The organism is Streptomyces olivochromogenes, from assembly GCF_021538895.1.
GTDB classification, from domain to species: Bacteria; Actinomycetota; Actinomycetes; order Streptomycetales; family Streptomycetaceae; genus Streptomyces; species Streptomyces olivochromogenes_A.
In genome coordinates, this window is the sequence record NZ_JADDRL010000008.1 from 88,187 (window position 1) to 105,061 (window position 16,875).

The following is a 16,875-nucleotide window of genomic DNA, read 5'->3' on the forward strand; positions in this document are numbered from 1 at the left end:
AGAACACCGGTTCCGACGGCCGAATCCCCCTGAAGTCTGGTTCCGACCCTTCTCAGGACGGAGATCCGAGTACCTCTTGCGCCCGCGAAAACGCAATCCTACGGTGTTACATAGGAATCGGGTTCGCAAGGGAGCGATCATGAGCGGGGACGCGCGGAAGACCGCCGAGGCACTGGCTTATCTCTCCGGGTTCGGCAACGAGCACGCCTCGGAGGCGGTGCCGGGCGCCCTGCCGGAGGGGCGCAACTCGCCGCAGCGCGCGCCGCTCGGCCTGTACGCGGAGCAGCTGAGCGGGTCGGCCTTCACCGAGCCGCGGGCGCACAACCGCCGCTCCTGGCTGTACCGCATCCGCCCGTCGGCCGCGCACCCCGGCTTCACCCGCACCGGCAACGGCAACCTCCGCACCGCCCCGTTCGCCGAGACGGTGCCCGACCCCAACCGGCTGCGCTGGAACCCGCTGCCGGACCCGGCGGCGGGCACGGACTTCCTGGCGGGCCTGTGGACCCTGGGCGGCAACGGCGACGCGGCCCAGCGCGCCGGCATGGCCGTGCACCTGTACCACGCCAACGCCTCGATGGAGCGGGTCTTCTCCGACGCCGACGGAGAGCTGCTGATCGTGCCGGAGCGCGGCGGGCTGCTGCTGCACACCGAGTTCGGCCGGCTCCATGTGGAACCCGCACACGTGGCCCTGATTCCGCGTGGGGTCCGCTTCCGTGTGGAGCTGCTGGATGAGTCGGCGCGCGGTTATGTGTGCGAGAACTACGGGGCGCCGTTCCAGCTCCCCGACCTCGGCCCCATCGGCGCCAACGGACTCGCCAACGCGCGGGACTTCAAGGCCCCGGTCGCCGCATACGAGGGCGGGGCCGACGACGACACCGCGGGGCCGGTGGAGGTGGTGAACAAGTTCTGCGGCAACCTCTGGACGGCCACCTACGACCACTCCCCGCTCGATGTGGTCGCCTGGCACGGCAACCATGTGCCCTACGTCTACGATCTGCGCCGCTTCAATGTGATCGGCACCATCTCGTACGACCACCCCGACCCCTCCATCTTCACCGTCCTGACCTCGCCCTCGGACACCCCGGGCCTGGCCGGCGTCGACTTCGTGGTCTTCGCGCCGCGCTGGCTGGTGGGCGAGGACACCTTCCGGCCGCCGTACTTCCACCGGAACGTGATGAGCGAGTACATGGGCCTGATCGAGGGCGCGTACGACGCGAAGGCGGAGGGCTTCGTGCCGGGCGGCGGCTCGCTGCACAACATGATGTCGGCGCACGGTCCGGACCGGGAGACCTTCGACCGGGCGAGCGCGGCCGAGCTGCGGCCGCAGAAGATCGACGACGGCCTCGCCTTCATGTTCGAGACCCGCTGGCCGGTGACGCTCACCCCGCACGCGGCGGGGGCGGAACACCTCCAGCAGCGCTACGACGACGTGTGGCAGGGCCTGGAACGCCACTTCCGCGCGGGGTGACGCGATGACGCCTCCGTTGCGCCGACCGATGTTCGACAGGTACGGATAGCCTGGTGACCTCCTTCGCCCCGGATTCGATCGTCCTGAACCGCAAGCTGCCGCTCTGGTATCAGGTGTCGCAGTCGCTGCGCGCCTCGATACTCGGCCGCTCGCCCCAGGACCCGTTGCGCCTGCCCACCGAGGAGCAACTGGCGGAGCACTACGGGGTGAGCGTGCTGACCATGCGGCAGGCGCTGAAGGAGCTGGAGGACGAGGGGCTGATCAGCCGCCACCGGCGGCGCGGCACGTTCATCGAGCCGGGGGTCCGGCGGGGCGCCCCGGTGCGCCTGCTCGGCTCGGTGGACGCGATCGTGGCCCAGCAGTCCGGCATGACGACCGAGCTGCTGGACCACGGCAAGGCTCCCGTACCGGCCGAACTCGCCGAGTACTTCCCGGATCTCGGCGAGGTGGCCACGTACCACCGGCTGCGCGGCGACGAGAAGACCGGTGAACCGACCAACCACGCCCGCAACCACATCCGCCCCGAACTGGCCGCCCGCGTCGACCCGGACGACCTGATCCGCTGGCCGATGACCAAGGTGCTGCGGGACGTCGTCGGCGCGGACATCAGCCGCATCACGGACACCGTCGAGGCCCGGCTGGCCGATCCGGAGACCGCGCGGCTGCTCCAGGTCCCGCTGCTCAGCCCGATCCTGCACTACACGGGCGTGACGTACGACCCCGACGGGCGCGTGCTGGACGTGGCGGTCATCCAGTACCGGGGCGACCGCTTCTCCTTCACGGTGACCCTGGACGCCACCTGACCCCGCTGTCCCCGCGAGGCCTTACGATTCCCAGCGTGACGCTCGACGACGACGCTCCGCTGCTGGCGGACCTCATGCCGTGGTCCGTCGCACCCCTGCGGCCGGGCCGCGCCTGGCCGACGGCGCCCGACGCGGGCTGTCTGAAGGCCCGCTGGGACGCCCTGCTGAAGGCCGACGGCCCGGACCGGGAGGCCCTGTTCGAGCCGACCCGCTCGCGCACGCTGCACTCGGCGGTGGGACAGCTGCCGGGGCAGTCCAGCGGTACGGAGAAGCTGGTGCGCGCCTCGGGCCCGTGCCCGGAACCGGTCCGGGTGCTGGCGGCGCCCTTCGACGAGCAGTGGCTGATCCCCGACCACCGGCTGATCGACACGGCGCGGCCGGAGTTGTGGCGGGTGGCGGACGAACACCAGGTGTTCACGGTGGAGCTGCCCGCCGACGTCCCGGGCCCGCCGCTCCTCGCCACCTCGCAGCTGCCCCTCCTCCGCGCCGGCCGCATACGTCCGCTCCACCGGCGCCCCGGTGGCCGCGAACCCAACATCGCGCCGGGCCTGTTGGAGTACCTGGGCACCCGACTGGGGCTGGCGCCCACGCCCGTGGACCTCCTCGCCTGGATCATGGCGGCCGTGCGTCCCGGCCTCACGGTCCCGCTCACCGGGGACGCCGAAGTCTGGTCGGCGGGCGTCACGTTGGGCCACCGGCTCCTGTGGCTGATGCGCCGCGACGGGGAACGCCCCAAGCTCCCCGGCGGCCGCCGCCCCTACGTCCGCGCCCCGCTGCCCGCCCGCCCGCTCGCCCTCCACTACGACCGCGACGAGGAGACCCTCCACCTCGACGAGGGCCGCATCTCCCCCGTGCCGCCGGAGGCCTGGGACTTCGAGTCCGCCGGGGTCCGGGTCCTGGAGCAGTGGTTCACCACCCGCACGACGGCCCCGGCCCCCGGCACGCTGGACGCGATCCGCCCGGCCACTTGGCCCCAGCCGTGGACGTCGGAACTGCTGGAGCTCATCACCGTCCTGGCCCTGCTGGCGGAACTACGCCCCCAGCAGGCCGAGTTGAGGACGGCGGCGCCGATCACCACGACCGAGCTCCACGAGGCGGGCATCCTCCCGGTCCCGGCCCCGGCCCGCCGCCCCGCCTCGGTCCTCGACCACCACGAGGAGGGCCCGGAAGGGCAGTTCGCACTGATCTAGTCGGCGCCCCGGTCCGGAGGACAGTCCCCGGCCCGCGCTGGAGAGCGGTCCATGGCCGGCTCCGGAGAAGAATCCGCGGCCGACGCCTGTCCGCGTCCAGCAGCGTGAGACTGCTTCGAGGCCGTCCTTGGGGAAGTCAAGCTGCAGATCCGCGGGAGGCCCGGGGACCGGCCGGTGTACAAGCACCCACGGGCCTTCGGTCGGCGCGGCCGCGTCCGGGCAACCAGTCGATGTCACCGTGCCGGTCGGCGCGCGGCGTGTTCACCGGGCCGCGCGGTCCGGGTCGAAGGCGTCGAGCACGCGGTCCAGGGCCCGTTGGAACACCGCCTCCAGGTCGATCGGTCCCGCGTCCTCCGCGAAGGCCGCGGCCAGGTGGGGGTAGTCGCCCGTGGCGATGCGACCGCCCAGATAGGAGATGCGGGCCGCGTTCTCCTGCTCCTCCGACCAGGGCAGGGAGCGGGTGCGTTCCGCGGTCTCCAGTTCGTTGCGGACGTACGTGGTCACCACGCCGTTGACCATCGCGACGAGCTCCATCCGGGTGCCGTAGGAGACCCCGAGCGGTTCCAGGCAGGCCAGGCAGTGCTCGATGTAGCGCAGGGCGTTGGGACTGAAGCCGTAGACGGGGGACATCAGACGGGGCATCCAGGGGTGCCGCCGCATGAGGGCGCGGGTCTGGTGCGCCACCCGGCGCATGTCGGCCCGCCAGTCCCCGCTCGGCTCCCACAGCTCGTGCTCGCCGCTGATCGCGTCGACCATCAGCTCGTACAGGTCCTCCTTGCGGGGGACGTAGTTGTACAGCGACATCGTGCCGCAGCCCAGCTCGGCCGCCACGTGCCGCATCGACACCGCGTCCAGACCCCGGGCATCGGCGATCCGCACGGCGGCCGCCGCGATGTCGTCGCGGGTGTACGCCGGCTTCGGCCCACGTCCCGTGCGCTCGGGGCGCGCCCAGATGACCTCGGGTTCGGCCCCTCGGACTGCCATCGATCATCACCTCGACCACCATGCTAGTTACGTACACCGTACGTAGTGCGCTATGGTCGACCCATGGCTACTACGTACGCTGTACTTAGTGAAGGTCTGGAGAAGCGCTACGGCGCTGTGCACGCCCTGCGCGGCCTGGATCTGGCCGTGGCGCGGGGCTCGGTCTGCGGGCTGCTCGGGCCGAACGGGGCCGGGAAGACCACGGCCGTACGGCTGTTGACGACCCTGCTGCGGCCCGACGGCGGCTCGGCCCGGGTCGCGGGGCACGACCTGGTGCGGGAGGCGGCGTCCGTGCGGCGCCGGATCGGCGTCACGGGGCAGTACGCCTCGGTCGACGGGGACCTGACCGGGCGGGAGAACCTGCGGATGTTCGCCCGGCTGCACCGGGTGCGCGGACCGGCCGAGCGGGCCGCCGAGCTGCTGGAGCGCTTCGGGCTGACCGAGGCCGCCGACCGGCCGGCGTCCACGTACTCGGGCGGGATGCGCCGCCGGCTGGACCTCGCGGCCAGCCTCGTCCGCCGGCCCGAGGTGCTGTTCCTCGACGAACCGACCACCGGTCTCGACCCGGCGAGCCGCAACCGGATGTGGGACGCCGTGCGCGAGCTGAAGGCGGACGGCACGACCGTGCTGCTGACCACGCAGTACCTGGAGGAGGCCGACCAACTCGCCGACGACATCGCCCTGATGGACCGGGGCCGGGTCGCGCACACCGGCTCGCCCGCCCACCTCAAGGCGCTCGTCGGAAGGTACGCGGAGGTCGTCGTCGCCGAGCCGGACGCGCTGGTGCGGGCGGCCGCGGTGCTCGACCGGCTGACCGGCGGCGAGCCCGCGTTCGACCACGACCGCAACGCCGTCGGCGTCGTCACCACCGACCCGACGCTCACCCTCCCCCGCCTGGTGCGCGAACTCGACGCGCGGGACGTGCCGTTGCTCGACGTGAGCATCCGGCAGCCGACGCTCGACGACGTCTACCTGCGGCTCACGGGGCAGTTGGCCGAGGGCAAGGAGTTGGTGGCATGAGCGCGTGGGCGTACGACGGCACCGCGATGCTGGGCCGCCAGCTGCGGCGGCTGCGGAACAATCCCGGGCTCGTGGTCCTCACCCAGACCATGCCGGTCACCATGCTGCTGTTCTTCGGGTACGTCTTCGGCAGCGCGCTCGCGATGCCCGGCCGGGAGTACCGCTCCCTCCTCGTCCCGGGGCTGCTGGTGGCGACCGCCGCCAACGGGATCATGACGGGCATGTTCCAGGCGGCCCAGGACACCCACCGGGGCGTGACCGACCGCTTCCGCACACTGCCGATGAGCCGGGCCGCCGTGCCCCTGGGCCAGGCGGTGGCCGATCTCGTCGTCACGGCCGCGGGCACGGTGCCGTTCCTGCTGGTCGGGCTCGCGGTGGGCTGGCGGATCGAGGGTTCGGTCCCCGACGCCGTGGACGCGCTCGCACTGCTCCTGCTGTTCCGGTTCGCGTGCACCTGCGCCGGCATCTACCTGGGCCTGCTGACCCGCAGCGAGGAGGCCGCCGGTCAGCTGGGCAGCGCCACCTTCATGCTGCCGCTGCTGTCGAACGCGTACATCCCCACCGACAACCTGCCCGGCTGGCTGCGCACGCTCGCCGAGTGGAACCCGATCAGCGCGGTCACCACGGCCCTGCGGGACCTCTTCGGCAACGCGCCCGCCCCGGGGGGCGCCGCCTGGCCCGTGGCGCACCCGATCGCCGGGTCGCTCGTCTGGTGCGCCGCGCTGATCGCGGTGTTCCTGCCGCTGGCGGTGCGCCGCTACGCACGGGGCGAGCGATGAGCGGCTGCTGACAAAGCCGCCGCCCACGGGACATGATCCGGTCCATGGACCAGCTCCCCCTGCCCCTGGAGGGCATCACCGTCGTCGCCGTCGAACAGGCCGTGGCCGCGCCCTTCGCGACCCGGCAGCTCGCCGACCTGGGCGCCCGGGTCATCAAGGTCGAGCGGATTGACGGCGGCGACTTCGCGCGCGGCTACGACACCGCGGCCCGCGGCCTCGCCTCCCACTTCGTGTGGTGCAACCGCGGCAAGGAGTCCATCGCCCTGGACCTGAAGGACCCGCGCGGACTCGCCGTCGTACGGCGGCTGGTGACGGACGCGGACGTGTTCGTGCAGAACCTCGCCCAGGGGGCCGCCGCCCGGCTGGGGCTCGACGCGGCGACGCTGTGCGCCGCGCACCCGCGGCTGGTCGCCGTGGACATCTCGGGGTACGGGGCGTCGGGGCCGTACGCGGACAAGCGGGCCTACGACATGCTCGTGCAGTGCGAGGCGGGCCTGGTGTCGGTGACCGGGACGCCGGAGCAGCCGGTCAAGGCGGGGATCCCGGCGGCCGACATCGCGGCGGCCATGTACGCCTTCTCGGGGGTGCTCGCGGCCCTGCTGCGCCGGGCCACCACCGGGCGCGGGGGGCCCGTCGAGGTGTCGATGCTGGAGGCCCTCGCCGAGTGGCTGGGGCACCCTTTGCACCACGCGATGCACGGTGGAACTCCCCCGGCGCGCACCGGTCTGGCGCACGCCGTCATCGCGCCCTACGACGCCTATCCGACGGCGGACGGCGGGCGGGTGCTGCTGTCGGTGCAGAACGACCGGGAGTGGCGGCGGCTGGCCGAGCGGGTCGTCGGGCGGCCCGAGTTGGGCACGGACCCGGCGTACGCGACGAACGCGGCGCGGGTCGCCCACCGGGAACGCACCGACGAGCTCGTCGGGCGGGCGCTGGGCGCGCTGGACACCGACGAGGCGCTGGCGCGGCTGGAGGACGCGGGCATCGCCTGTGCGCGGCTGCGGGACCTGCACGAGCTGGCGGAGCATCCGCAGCTGGCGGCACGGGAGCGGTGGCGGGAGGTGGGATCGCCGGTCGGACCGCTGAAGGCGCTGCTGCCGCCCATCACGCTGCCGGGCGGGGACGAGGCGCGGATGGGGGACGTACCCGCGCTCGGACAGCACACCGGTGCGCTGCTGCGTGCCGTGGGGATGACGGACGAGGAGATCGCAGCATTGCGCCGGGACGGTGTGGCGGCCTGAGCGCGGGCCCTCAGTGCTTGTTGCCGCCGAACAGCGAGCGGCGCAGGCGGCGCAGCGGTGCGAAGAGGGAGACACGGCGGACCCGTGCACCCCGGTCGCTGCGCGTGTGCGCGGTGTCACGCGCGGTCAGCTCAAGCATCAGCGACGTCGCCTCGGCCACCTTCTGCTGCGGCACGGCGGGACCCGCCAGCACCGAAAGATGGCGGTCGAGGCGCGAACTGGTCGCGCTGCTCCCGCAAGTGATCGCAGGGACCCTCGCCCTGCTGCGCACTGTTATCTGCTCCATGTCACTCCCCACCCGTACGAGTCCACCCGGCCCGGGCAGGGTAACCCTATCGCCCCAACCGGGCATGCGGGTATCACGCCCACAGGATTCACCTTCCCTGTAAAGGGGTTGACGATTACTCTCCGAATCCAACTGATTTCAGGGCGAGTTGGACAACAGGCTGCGTGGTGGGCTGTGGTGACCCTCCGTCAGGTTCCACGGTTACAGCGAGTGACGTCGCTGACCTGCTGAGACCTTTCGCCACCAAGGGAGTGTCACCCGCGAAGAGACCGAGGGAGCGCGGTTGCGCATGGGGGCGCATGAGCCAGAGCTGGCGCACCCGTCCGCCGGGCGGCGTCTCGTATCCGCTGAGCGTGACGACGGCCTGCCCCTCGGAGGCGGAAGCGATCACTCCGATACTTCGGCCCTGCGCGTCCTTTCCGCTGCTCGCGCGGGCGTCGGAAGCCGTCAGAACGTGGGCGATCTCACGTGCCCGGTCCCGCTCGGCGTCGAGCTGGTCCCGAGTCTGTCCGGCCTGGACCGCGAACAGCCCGGCGACGACGAGGGCGGCCGCCGCGGTGGCCGTGGCGAACGGGACGAACAGGGGGCGCGGGCGGGGCGTTCGGGCGCGTGCGGGCGGCGGCTGCGTGCCCCAGACGTGCGGCGGCAGTTGGGGGGCGTGCTCGGCGGCGGGGGCGGGTTCCTGCGGAATCGTGCGTACGGCGGTCAGCACCCGGTCGCGCAGCGCGGCCGGTGCCGGGGCGGCCGTGGACCAGGCGAGGCGCACCGCGTCCTCGGACAGGGCGCGCACCTCGGCGGCGCAGCGGTCGCAGTCCGCGAGGTGCTTCTCGAAGCGGCGCCGCTCGCCGGGGTCGAGGGCGTCCAGCGCGTAGGGGGCGGCGAGGGAGTGCAGATCCTCGCGGTGGAACAGCTTGTCGAGGACGCTCATGCGACACCTCCCAGGCACTTGCGCAGCTGGGTGAGTCCGTCGCGCATACGGGTCTTGACGGTGCCCAGCGGCAGGGAGAGCCGCTCGGCCACCTCACGGTATGTATAGCCGTCGTAGTAGGCGAGTGTCACGGATTGTCGTTGGAGGGCGGTGAGCCGGTCCAGGCAGCGCCGCACCCACTCGCGTTCGAGTCCGGCCTCGACCTCTTCGGAGACCTGGTCGAAGGCGGGGTGGTGGGCGCGCTGGGCCTCGCGCTGTTCGCGTTCGCCGGCCGCGCGGGCGCTGCGCACCCGGTCGACGGCGCGGCGGTGGGCGAGGGTGAGGACCCAGGAGAGGGCGCTGCCCCGGCCGGGGTCGAACCGGGAGGCGGAGCGCCACAGTTCGAGCAGCACCTCCTGGGCGACCTCCTCGGACTGGGCGGGGTCGCGCACCACGCGCCGCACGAGCCCGAACACCGGCCCGGACACCAGCCCGTACAGCTGCTCAAAGGCTTTCTGATCACCGCCGGCGACCAGCACCAGCAGCTCGTCCGCCTCCACCCTGTCCCCCTCTCTTCGGCCGCAAGGGCCCCGTCCCGTCACACCAGACATTCGCAACGAACGCACCTCCGGATGGGGTTACGGATCGGCGGGCCGAAAACGCGGGTCGCAGAAGTCCAAAAGATTTTTTCCGTCCGACCAATCCGATCGGGTGCTCCGCTCCGTATACCCGTCCGTCAGGCAAGTTGGCACGGAGGACGGACGGCATGACACCTCACATCTCCAGGAGCGGCGCGGGTCGCAAGGGCCTCGTCACGCTCATCTGTGGTGCGCTGGCCGCCGGAGGGCTCGCAGCCGCCGGCGTCGCCACGCTGGAACCGGGGGCGGCCTCCGCCTCCTCCCACCGGGAGGCCCCGCTCATCTCGGGCACCCCGCAGTACGACAACACGGACGTGTACGCGTTCGTCAGCCCGGACAAGCCCGACACGACGACGATCGTGGCGAACTGGATCCCCTTCGAGGAGCCGGCCGGCGGTCCGAACTTCTACACCTTCGCGGACGACGCCCAGTACGACATCCACATCGACAACAACGGTGACGCGCAGGGCGAGCTGCTGTTCCGCTACACCTTCAAGACGCACACCAAGAACAAGAACACCTTCCTCTACAACACGGGCCCGGTCACCAGCCTGGACGACCCGGACCTCAACATCACGCAGACGTACGACATCGACCTCGTCAGGCTGAAGAACCAGCGCGTGGTGTCGAAGACCAAGCTCGCGGACGACGTTCCGGTGGCCCCGTCGAACGTCGGCAAGGCGTCGATGCCGGACTACGGCAAGCTGCGCTCGCAAGCCATCTACAAGACGGCGGGCGGCGCGCAGACCTTCGCCGGTCAGGCCGACGACCCGTTCTTCCTGGACCTGCGCGTCTTCGACCTGCTGTACGGCGGCAACCTCACCGAGGTCGGCCGGGACACGCTCAAGGGCTACAACGTCAACTCCATCGCGCTGCAGGTGCCGAACGACCTGATCCGCGAGTCCTCCCACCAGCCGATCGTCGGCATCTGGTCGACCACCGAGCGCAAGAACGCCCAGGGTTACTACTCTCAGGTCTCGCGCCTGGGCAACCCGCTGGTCAACGAGGTCGTCAACCCGCAAAAGGACAAGGACAAGTTCAACGCGTCCGCGCCCTGGGACGACGCGCAGTTCCTGAAGAACGTGACCAACCCCGAGCTGCCGAAGCTCATCGAGGGCATCTACAAGATCAAGGCCCCGGCCGAGCCGCGCAACGACCTGGTGGACGTCTTCCTGAAGGGCGTCAAGGGACTCAACCAGCCGCCGAACGTGCGTCCGTCGGAGGAGCTGCGCCTGAACACCTCGATCACGCCGGCCATGCACCCGAAGCGGCTGGGTGTCCTCGACGGCGACAACGCGGGCTTCCCGAACGGGCGCCGGCTGACGGACGACGTCATCGACGCCTCCCTCCAGGTGGTCGAGGGCGAACTGGTCGGTTCCAAGAACGACCTGGGCGACGCGGTCGACAAGAACGACAAGAAGTTCGAGAAGTACTTCCCGTACGTGGCCCAGCCGACGTCCGGTTCGCGCGGCGCCCTCGCCAAGGGCACGACCAGTGGCGCGGACGTCCGCAGCCAGCTCGGTGACGCGCTGCAGCCGGCGGGTTCGTCCGGCGGCACCGACAACACGGTCCTGATCGCCGGCTCGGCGGCCTCGGGCGCGGCCGGGATCCTGCTGATCGGCACCGGCCTCGCGTGGTGGCGCCGGCGGATGCAGCGCCCGTACTAGTCCCCACGAACAGGTACCGGTCGGTACCAGCCCGTACTGATCCCCACCAGTACGGGTCCCCTCAGACCGGCGCGGCCCGCGTACTCCATCCCCCACGGCGCGGGCCGCGCCGCTCCACGACTTTCCAGCAGCGACCAGGCGACCTAGGAGAGGGCATGTCCCCGCGCACGAACGACAACGAGCCCGCCGGGCGGCCGGTGGCCACAGACGAGGGTGACCTGCCGGAACCCGGGACGACACCTTCGGCCGCCGAGGCCGAGACCCAGACCGAGGGCGCCGTGGGCGAGAGCACCGTGGGCGAGGGCGCCGAAGGTGATGAACGGGTCGCCGCCGTGCGGCGGGTCGCGGCTGCCGGGAGGCGCTGGCGGGGGGCCCAGCTCGTCGGATGCGCCGCCCTGTTGGCCGTCGCCATGACCGGCGGGGCCATCGCCGTGTCGGCCGCGCGCGACGGGGCGCCCCAGCCGGTGGCGGCCTCCTCCAGCGCCGTGTCCCCCGGTCTGCTGGGCAGCGGGGACCTCGACGCCGGCATCACCTCCCTCCAGGCCCATCTGCGCTCCCAGCCCAGGGACTTCGGCAGCTGGGCCACCCTCGGCCTCGCGTACGTCGAGCAGGCGCGCACCAAGGGCGACCCGTCCCGGTATCCGCAGGCGGACAAGGCGCTGAAGCGGGCCCTGGAGCTGTCCCCGGACAACGACCAGGCGCTGGCCGGCCGCGCCGCCCTCGCCGCCGCCCGGCACGACTTCAAGGACGCCCTCACCTACGCGGACAAGGCCCTGAAGCAGAACCCCTACAGCGAACGCGCCCTGTGCTCCCGTATCGACGCCCTGGTCGAACTCGGCCGGTACGAGGAGGCGGGGAAGGCCGCCGACACCGCGGACGCGCGCAAGCCCGGGGTGCCGGTGTTCACGCGGTACGCCTACGTGCGCGAGCTGCGCGGCGAGGTCGGCACCGCGCGGCGGATCCTCGAACAGGCCCTGGCCGCGGCCACCTCCCGGGGCGACGTGGCGTACGTGTCCGCCCAGCTCGGCCAACTCGCCTGGAACCAGGGCGACTACAGGACAGCGCTGCGGTACTACGGCCGTGCGCTCGCCGCCGACGAGAACTACCTGCCCGCCCTGGAGGGCCGCGCCCGCGCCCAGTCGGCGAGCGGGGACCGGGCCGCCGCCGTCAAGGGCATGGAACTCGTCGTCTCGCGCTTCCCCCTGCCCGGGCCGCTCGTCGAACTCGGCGAGCTGTACGAGGCCCGGGGCGCCGACGGCGACCGGGCGAAGGCCCGTGACCAGTACGCCCTGGTCGACGCCTGGATCGCCCTGGCCCGCGCCAACGGCGTCAACGCCGACCTGGACACCGCGCTCGCCGCCGCCGACCACGGCGACAAGGCCGAGGCCCTGCGCGCCGCGCGCGCCGAATGGGCCCGCCGCCACACCGTGCACACCGCGGACGCGCTCGCCTGGGCCCTGCACGTCAACGGCCACGACCAGGAGGCCCTCCCCTACGCCCGCCGGGCCACGGCGACCGGCTACCGCAACGCCTCGTTCCTCTACCACCGCGGCACGATCGAGCTCGCCACGGGCCACGAGAAGGACGGCCGCGCCTCCCTCACGGCGGCGCTGAAGCTGAACCCCGGCTTCTCCCCCCTGGGCGCGAGCAGGGCCCGCGCGGAGCTGAAGAACCCGGAGGCGGCCAAGTGACGCTGCGCCGACCGCTCGCCGCCGCCGCGGCCGTCCTCACGGCCGCCTGCGCGCTCGCCCTCGTCCCTGCCGCGAGCGCGAGCGCGCACCCCCTCGGCAACTTCACCGTCAACCGTTACGACGGTCTCGTCGCCGCCCCGGGACAGCTGCGCGTCGACCATGTCGAGGACCTCGCCGAGATCCCGGCCACCCAGGCCAAGCCGGACATCAAGCGGCTGGGCATGACCGCGTGGGCCCGGCAGCGGTGCGCCACGGCCGCCGAGGGCAGCAGGCTCACCGTCGACGGCCGTAGGACCACCCTGTCCGTCCGCGCGAGCCACGCGCTGCCGCGCCCCGGGCAGGCCGGACTCGACACCCTCAGGGTGGAGTGCCGGCTCACCGCCGAACTCCCCAAGAACGGCACGATCGCCCTCGGCTTCCACAGCGCGGGCACGTCCACCGGGCCCGGCTGGCGGGAGATCACCGCGCGCGGCGACCGGATGACGCTCAGCGCCACGGACGTACCGAAGACCTCCCTCTCCCACGAACTCACCAGTTACCCGAAGGAGTTGCTCTCCTCACCGGCGGACACGGCCGATGCGTCGCTGCGCGTCCGGCCCGGTGGTCCGGCCCTCGCCGAGGAGCACCAGGCGGCTCCCGGCGCCGCCGTACTGCCCCGGGGCGCCGACCGCTGGACCCGCGCCCTCGACAACCTCGTCGCCCGCCACGACCTCACCGTCGGCTTCGCCGCCCTCGCCCTGCTCATCGCGGTGGGCCTCGGCGCCATGCACGCCCTCGCGCCGGGCCACGGCAAGACCCTGATGGCCGCGACGGCGGCGGCCCGTGGCGGCCGGGCCCGGATGAAGGACGTGCTCCCGCTGGCCGCCTCGGTCACGGTGACCCACACCCTGGGCGTCGTCGCCCTGGGCCTGCTGGTCACCGCCGGCTCGGCCGCGACGCCCTCGGTGATCGCCTGGCTGGGCATCGCCAGCGGTGTCCTGGTGACGGTGGCGGGCGCCAATCTCGTACGCCGGGCCTGGCGCGCCCGCGCGCACGCGCACACCCACGAACACACCCAGGCCGACGACGCCCACGCCCACGCCCACGAGGAAGCGCCCGAACGTCAGTTGGCCCTGGCTGGCGCCCACACCGAAGCGGCCCACTCGGGCCACACCCACGACCACGACCACGACGACCACCATCATCACGGGCACGAGCACGATCATGACCATGGACACGGCCACGACCACGGGCACGACCATGAGCACGGTCACCACCACGACCACTCCCACGCCGTCGAGCACACTCACGGCGGCTTCACCCACACCCACGCCACCGCCCCCACCCTGCGCGGCACGATCCTGCTCGGCTTCGCGGGCGGGCTCGTGCCCAGCCCCTCCGCCGTGGTGGTGCTCGTCGGCGCGGCGGCGCTCGGCCAGGCGTGGTTCGGGCTGCTGCTCGTCGTCGCGTACGGGGTCGGGCTCGCCATGACGCTCACCGCGGCCGGGTTCGCCGTCGTCAGGCTGGGTACGGGAATCAATCGGGTGATGGACCGTCGCCCCCGCTGGACGGTGCACCCGATGGCCGCCCTGATCCGCAGGACCGTCCCCCTCGCATCGGCGTTCGTCGTCGTCGCCCTGGGGGTCGGATTGGTACTCAAGGGGGCGGCATCCGCACTCGGCTGAGCTACTTTTGTGGAGATATCACGCGAGATGCCGTGGGGGGCGCCGGTGTCCGAAGAACCGGGCAGTGAACGTGTGATCGCGGGTCGCTACCGACTCCTGTCCCCGCTCGGCGAGGGCGGCATGGGGACCGTGTGGCGGGCCCGCGACGAGGTGCTGCACCGCGAGGTCGCGGTCAAGGAGGTACGGGCGCCTGCCGGGCTGTCCGGCCCGGAGGTCGAGCGGATGTACGCCCGCCTGGAGCGCGAGGCGTGGGCCGCGGCCCGGGTCGCCAACCGCAACGTGGTGACGGTGTACGACGTGGCGGCGCAGGACGGCAGACCCTGGATCGTCATGGAGCTGGTCCGCGGCCTGTCCCTGGCCGACCAGTTGGAGGCGCAGGGGCCGCTGTCCCCGCAGGGCGCGGCGTCCATCGGCGCCGAGGTGCTGGCCGCGCTGCGCGCCGCGCACGCCGCCGGGGTCCTGCACCGGGACGTGAAGCCGGCCAACGTGCTGCTGGCGAACGACGGCCGGGTGGTGCTGACCGACTTCGGGATCGCGATGGTCGAGGGCAGCTCCGCGCTGACCATGACCGGCGAGGTGATCGGCTCGCCCGAATTCCTCGCACCCGAGCGGGCCCTGGGGCGCACCCCGGGCCCGGAGTCCGATCTGTGGTCGCTCGGTGTGCTGCTGTACGCGGCCGTCGAGGGCAACTCCCCGTTCCGTCAGGACACCCCGCTCAGCACGCTGCGGGCCGTCGTCGACGAGGAGCTGCCGGCGCCGCGCCGGGCCGGTCCGCTGGCCACCGTCATCCAGGGCCTGCTGCGCAAGGACCCCGCCGAGCGGCTGCCGGCCGACCAGGCGGAGCGGGACCTGCGGCTCATCGCGGCGGGCGGCGCCCCGCGCGCGGACACGGCGCCCGTGGCGTCGTACGCCCCGACGGCCCCGACGGTCATGGCGCCGCCGCAACGGCAGTCCCCCACCCCGCCGATGCCGGTTCCGACCCGGCCGGGCCCGACCGCGACGACCCCGGCCGAATCGCCGGAACGCGGTCGCCGTGCCGCCGTGGTGCTGGTCGCCGGTCTGGTCGCGCTCGCGCTGGCGCTGGCCGGTCTGACGTACGCGCTGCTCAACCACGGCAACGGGCACGACGGGAACAACGCGGGCGGCGGGACGACCGACAGCAAGTCGGGCAGCAGCCTGAGTTCCCCCGCCCCGTCCCGCACCACCGACTCGGACACCGGTGCCCCGCCACCCACTCCGAGCAGCACTCCGCCCAGCAGTACGCCGGCCCAGTCCGTGCACGTCACGCTGACCGGCGCGAACACGGACTACTCCGGGGACTGTCCACCGCCGACCGCCCAGGCGCCCGCCTTCACGGCGACGTTCACGGTGGGGCGGCTGCCCGCGCGGGTGGAGTACCGGTGGGTGGTCAAGGACGGCTCGGTGTCCGATGCCGGGTGGAAGACGCTGTCGTTCCCGGCGGACGGCGACAAGACGCAGCAGGACAAGGTGATCGTGACGACGTACTCCGCGGGCGGGACGATCGAGAACGCGATCAGCGTGGAGGTGCGCGGCCCGGTGCACACGACGTCGAACTCGGTGCCGTTCTCGGTGACCTGCGCAACGACGGAGACCCCGACGGGCGGGGCCTCCCCCTCGCCTTCGGCCTAGGCCGCGCTGGTCAGTACGGGCAGGTAGCCGCCCGACTGGCCGGCGGCGGTCGGGTGGTACGACTCGCCGATGTCGAACCATTCGAGGCTGTGCAGCCAGGAGCTGCTGGAGCAGATCTCGTGGCCGGTGAAGGTGGAGCGGATGTCGCCGAAGGCGAAGCCGTGGTCGGCGGCGCGCTTGGCGATCGCGGCGTCCAGGTAGTCGGCCGCGTTGTTGATGGCGGAGCGCTTGGTCTCGGAGAGGCCGATGCATGACGCGCCCAGCTTGTAGAAGCGGGGGTAGCCGAGCACGACCACGTGGGCGGACGGGGCCCTGGCGCTGATCGCGTTGTAGACGTTGTCGAGCTTGCCGGGGAGCGTCGAGTCGACGTAGGCCCTCGCCGTGTTGATCCGGGACAGGCAGGTGCTGTCGGAGTTGAGCACACAGGTCGTCATGACGTCGGCGAAGCCGGCGTCGTTGCCGCCGATGGTGATCGAGACGAGGGACGTCGAGGAGTTGAGCGAGCCGAGCTGATTGGCGAGCACGTCGTCGGTCCGGGCGCCCGAGCAGGCGTTGAAGGCGAACGACGAGGGAGCGTGGGCGGCGTTCCACAGGTACGGGTACGCCTTGGTGCTGCGGTCGCAGCTGCCGCTGGAGCCGATGTAGCTGCCCGATCCGACCCCGGAGGAGTAGGAGTCGCCGAGGGCCACGTAGCCGCCGGTCGCGGCCAGTTGGGGGGACGCCTGCGCCGCGGCCGCCCCGGTGAGGGCGAAGCCGGTGGCGAGGAGGAGCGAGGTAACGTATGCCGTAAATCGGAAACGTCTCATGGAACCTCCCTTTAGCAGGATCTCTGCCACAACTGTCGTAGCAACTACGCGTGTTGACGGGAAGTGTTCATGCCAAGACTT

At 72.3% G+C, this 16,875-nt stretch carries 15 protein-coding genes; 10 read left to right on the forward strand and 5 right to left on the reverse strand.

Annotation, left to right across the window (positions count from 1 at the left end; all coding sequences use genetic code 11):
• Nucleotides 1-139: 139 nt before the first annotated feature.
• The 3 genes from hmgA to IPZ69_RS06115 are packed head-to-tail and all read left to right on the forward strand — an operon-like array spanning nucleotide 140 to nucleotide 3,461.
• The gene (hmgA, locus tag IPZ69_RS06105) at nucleotides 140-1,468 is read left to right on the forward strand and encodes a homogentisate 1,2-dioxygenase (RefSeq protein WP_235452948.1); all 1,329 of its coding nucleotides are present in this window, start codon (nucleotides 140-142) and stop codon (nucleotides 1,466-1,468) included.
• 53 nt (nucleotides 1,469-1,521) lie between these two features.
• A complete protein-coding gene (locus tag IPZ69_RS06110) occupies nucleotides 1,522-2,271 on the forward strand; it encodes a GntR family transcriptional regulator (RefSeq protein WP_235452949.1) in 750 nt (249 codons plus the stop codon).
• 26 nt (nucleotides 2,272-2,297) lie between these two features.
• Nucleotides 2,298-3,461, forward strand: coding sequence for a type ISP restriction/modification enzyme (locus tag IPZ69_RS06115; RefSeq protein ID WP_235453001.1), 1,164 nt, complete (start codon nucleotides 2,298-2,300; stop codon nucleotides 3,459-3,461).
• 261 nt (nucleotides 3,462-3,722) lie between these two features.
• Here IPZ69_RS06115 and IPZ69_RS06120 read toward each other — a convergent pair whose 3' ends face one another.
• Nucleotides 3,723-4,445 carry a TetR/AcrR family transcriptional regulator gene (locus tag IPZ69_RS06120; protein WP_235452950.1) on the reverse strand — a complete coding sequence of 241 codons (723 nt, stop codon included), beginning with the start codon at nucleotides 4,443-4,445 and terminating at the stop codon, nucleotides 3,723-3,725.
• Between the two features lie 63 nt (nucleotides 4,446-4,508).
• On the opposite strand from IPZ69_RS06120, the gene IPZ69_RS06125 reads away from it, so the two are divergent.
• Genes IPZ69_RS06125 through IPZ69_RS06135 form a run of 3 tightly spaced genes read left to right on the forward strand, consistent with a single transcriptional unit; the run spans nucleotide 4,509 to nucleotide 7,485 of the window.
• Complete coding sequence (locus IPZ69_RS06125; RefSeq protein ID WP_235452951.1) at nucleotides 4,509-5,465, forward strand: ATP-binding cassette domain-containing protein; 957 nt, start codon at nucleotides 4,509-4,511, stop codon at nucleotides 5,463-5,465.
• Entirely contained in the window at nucleotides 5,462-6,244 is a 783-nt protein-coding gene (locus IPZ69_RS06130) for an ABC transporter permease (protein WP_235452952.1), read from the forward strand. Before IPZ69_RS06125 ends, IPZ69_RS06130 begins: the two co-directional genes overlap by 4 nt.
• Before the next feature lie 44 nt (nucleotides 6,245-6,288).
• A complete protein-coding gene (locus IPZ69_RS06135; protein WP_235452953.1) occupies nucleotides 6,289-7,485 on the forward strand; it encodes a CaiB/BaiF CoA transferase family protein in 1,197 nt (398 codons plus the stop codon).
• A gap of 10 nt (nucleotides 7,486-7,495) precedes the next feature.
• Here the strand turns inward: IPZ69_RS06135 and IPZ69_RS06140 are convergent, their stop codons facing one another.
• From IPZ69_RS06140 to IPZ69_RS06150, 3 genes are all read right to left on the reverse strand, one after another.
• Nucleotides 7,496-7,771, reverse strand: a complete 276-nt coding sequence (locus IPZ69_RS06140; RefSeq protein ID WP_235452954.1) for a hypothetical protein — start codon at nucleotides 7,769-7,771, stop codon at nucleotides 7,496-7,498.
• 115 nt (nucleotides 7,772-7,886) lie between these two features.
• Nucleotides 7,887-8,699: an anti-sigma factor gene (locus IPZ69_RS06145; RefSeq protein ID WP_235452955.1), complete on the reverse strand. Its 813-nt coding sequence runs from the start codon at nucleotides 8,697-8,699 to the stop codon at nucleotides 7,887-7,889.
• Complete coding sequence (locus IPZ69_RS06150; RefSeq protein WP_235452956.1) at nucleotides 8,696-9,238, reverse strand: sigma-70 family RNA polymerase sigma factor; 543 nt, start codon at nucleotides 9,236-9,238, stop codon at nucleotides 8,696-8,698. The genes IPZ69_RS06145 and IPZ69_RS06150 overlap by 4 nt, the downstream gene beginning before the upstream one ends.
• A 206-nt stretch (nucleotides 9,239-9,444) precedes the next feature.
• On the opposite strand from IPZ69_RS06150, the gene IPZ69_RS06155 reads away from it, so the two are divergent.
• The 4 genes from IPZ69_RS06155 (at nucleotide 9,445) to IPZ69_RS06170 (ending at nucleotide 15,988) form a co-directional block, all read left to right on the forward strand.
• Nucleotides 9,445-10,983 carry a DUF4331 domain-containing protein gene (locus tag IPZ69_RS06155; RefSeq protein WP_235452957.1) on the forward strand — a complete coding sequence of 513 codons (1,539 nt, stop codon included), beginning with the start codon at nucleotides 9,445-9,447 and terminating at the stop codon, nucleotides 10,981-10,983.
• 155 nt (nucleotides 10,984-11,138) lie between these two features.
• Complete coding sequence (locus IPZ69_RS06160; RefSeq protein ID WP_235452958.1) at nucleotides 11,139-12,674, forward strand: tetratricopeptide repeat protein; 1,536 nt, start codon at nucleotides 11,139-11,141, stop codon at nucleotides 12,672-12,674.
• Entirely contained in the window at nucleotides 12,671-14,338 is a 1,668-nt protein-coding gene (locus IPZ69_RS06165; RefSeq protein WP_235452959.1) for an urease accessory protein UreH domain-containing protein, read from the forward strand. The genes IPZ69_RS06160 and IPZ69_RS06165 overlap by 4 nt, the downstream gene beginning before the upstream one ends.
• A 45-nt stretch (nucleotides 14,339-14,383) precedes the next feature.
• Nucleotides 14,384-15,988: a serine/threonine-protein kinase gene (locus IPZ69_RS06170; RefSeq protein WP_235452960.1), complete on the forward strand. Its 1,605-nt coding sequence runs from the start codon at nucleotides 14,384-14,386 to the stop codon at nucleotides 15,986-15,988.
• Here IPZ69_RS06170 and IPZ69_RS06175 read toward each other — a convergent pair.
• Complete coding sequence (locus IPZ69_RS06175) at nucleotides 15,985-16,794, reverse strand: SGNH/GDSL hydrolase family protein (protein ID WP_235452961.1); 810 nt, start codon at nucleotides 16,792-16,794, stop codon at nucleotides 15,985-15,987. The genes IPZ69_RS06170 and IPZ69_RS06175 overlap by 4 nt on opposite strands.
• Between the last annotated feature and the right edge of the window lie 81 nt (nucleotides 16,795-16,875).